At 37.4% G+C, this 2,459-nt stretch carries 2 protein-coding genes; both read right to left on the bottom strand.

The window, feature by feature from the left end; all coding sequences use genetic code 11:
* Positions 1-432: 432 nt before the first annotated feature.
* Entirely contained in the window at positions 433-801 is a 369-nt protein-coding gene (locus tag EGT51_RS12700; RefSeq protein WP_020090532.1) for a DUF5388 domain-containing protein, read from the bottom strand.
* 2 nt (positions 802-803) lie between these two features.
* Positions 804-1,610, bottom strand: a complete 807-nt coding sequence (locus EGT51_RS12695; protein WP_010010558.1) for a ParA family protein — start codon at positions 1,608-1,610, stop codon at positions 804-806.
* Between the last annotated feature and the right edge of the window lie 849 nt (positions 1,611-2,459).

Below are 2,459 nucleotides of genomic sequence, written 5' to 3'. Positions count from 1 at the left end.
TGATAAAGTAGATGTACCCAAAGTAATCACTCCCTATATTGGTTGGAATTAGCTACTACCATTGTAAGTGATTGCTTTGGGCTTTTTAATTTCTGTTCGGATTAATTATAGAATTTGCCGTTGTTAATTTGGCTGATCCAGTAGTGGAAAATAGGCTGTTCAATTGTTGATGAGCCACTTTCTTTACAATCTACCATATAAACGCATTCTCGTGCATTGTTTGCTTATACGTGTATATAGTTGTCAAATACGTGCTATGATTGTGTATGTCCTAAATGGACACAAGCAACGCTCCTAAGCAAAGCCTGTATGTACTGATTTCAGAAAAGCCCTCTATTCCGCATAATAGAGGACTTTTTTGTGTGCATTCTGCTTAATTTAAACGGACAAGTATACGTCTAAAAGCTGAACGTGTTGTCTGAGAGCGCGATATTATTTTCCCCTAGTTCGGGCGTCTCTACTCTCCAGAATATCTAATTGAAAAGTAAATTTTCGCTTGTCTTCAGCGTCTAAAGAATCAATGAGATAGTCTAATGCGTTATCAATGGCATCTTTTTGAGATTTATATAGACCAATTCCAGATAAAGCTTCCGCTTTGTTCTTAATATGGTTGTTGATTCTAACGTTAGCATAAAAAGTAACAGAATCTGCAACGCTTTTTCCCGGTTTTGATGGTTTGCCATTATTACTTTTAAGATCATCTGTAGTAAAGGTGTTTTTGGGTTTGATATCTTGTCCACGATCAAGTGGGTCCGTCTTTGGTTGTTTTTTTAGATTGGGATTGTTTAATAATCCGCTCATTCCTATTCACCAGCCATTCTGCTAAATATTTCATCAGTAACGTTGGAGTATACGTCTTGAACTGCTTTATCAAACTGATCTTTAAATGTCACCCCGGTTACATCATATCGTTTTAAGCGTTCCATATTTTTAATTGTTATGTCAAAAATATTTTCTTTACCAAATATATCAATTGCTTTAGCTAAGGTGCTCTTATCAACAGGGGCACCATTTTTCAGCAAAACCGGCAATATTCCTAGTAAATCTAATGTCGGAGCGTGGAATTCATTGATAATTTGATCTTGCATGTATTTGATGAATGCCTGGGCACCCTGAAGCGATCTTTCCTGAGTTTGAAGAACGACAATCGCGTAGTCTGTCATATATAATGCGGTATCTGTGATTAGGCTAATTGTAGGTGGAACGTCTACCAACAAGTAGTCATAGTCATCTTTCCACGGATTTATTAAGGTAGACAAGTATTTTACACGATCGGTGTAGTCAGAAATTATATTCTCCATATATCTAGGATATAAAGAAAAGTCAGCTGAGGATGGAAGAATATCTAAATTTTGGATTACGTTGATGATAGCTGGTTTGAGGTTTTTGTTTTTAATTGCGGTCATCAAGGTTTCATCAAAAGAAGTTACTTCACCGCCGACGTTATTTTTAGTTTTTAAATATAAATTAGTGGCGTTAGCTTGAGGATCCAAATCTATTAATAGTGTTTTATACCCACGACGTGCCAACTCGATACCAGTCATTGTACTATTAGTTGTCTTGCCAGTCCCGCCTTTAAAGTTTGAAAATGTTATGACTTTGCTATCCAAAATATCACCTCATAAATATGTAGTGTAATGCTCTTAAAGCATAGCACAAAAATTAGTACATGTATACAAATACAAGTGTGTAAAAGTAAAAATGTATACATGAGCTCTATGTAGACTGCAATAGAGGCGTTTTGAATGAGTATACAAATACTAATTTTTACATTAGTATTTGTACTAATGTAAAAATGTATACATTTTTTAAAGAAGTGTTGATTTCTTTTATTGAGAGAAATACAATTGTACTTGTAAGTGAATACAAAAAAACACCCACCGACGGGAATCGGTGAGCGCCACATAAAAGTCATCGTTGTTTAATGACTATTATATCATGGCCGGTGCGATTTTTAAAGCCCTAGGGGACAAGCTGGGGTCTAAATCCAAGGGGACACGTTTGCCAGGGCGACTTCAATAAGTCTGGCTATACCACAACAAGGCTATCTGTACGGCTGGGTGGTGAATGGTGAGCGCGACCATTAACGGCGCGGGTGGTAAAACGAAGCTTCGGCTTGGTGCCACTGATTAGTTGGTGATCGAACAAAAATAAATACGTATCATCAACGCCTTCTAGGGCGTTTTTTAGTAGGCTAAACCGAAAACGTAGGTTTATAATGAGTGGTGGTAGCAATACCGCAATTGTACAGACAAGCGACGGGCGTTAACGACCGACGAACTAGGGGGAAACCTTAGCGTAGAATTGCACTCTGGTTCAGTTATTCCAAATAGCTGTTTTCAGGGAACAATTCTGCGCTCAAAACGTCACTCCCTCTAAACTGAATGGAAAACCGTAACCCGTCAAGACAAATATAAAGAAAAAAAGAAAGTTGGTGGAATTGTTGGAATGTAAGGATT

This window comes from Levilactobacillus suantsaiihabitans (assembly GCF_004745505.1).
GTDB classification, from domain to species: Bacteria; Bacillota; Bacilli; order Lactobacillales; family Lactobacillaceae; genus Levilactobacillus; species Levilactobacillus suantsaiihabitans.
Note: the sequence above shows the minus strand (reverse complement) of the source record. Positions and strands in the feature narration are given on the sequence as shown.

What these genes read in the sequence shown, in the direction of transcription:
- EGT51_RS12700 (WP_020090532.1), bottom strand. Translation starts at nt 801, where the DNA reads ATGAGCGGATTATTAAACAATCCCAATCTAAAAAAACAACCAAAGACG.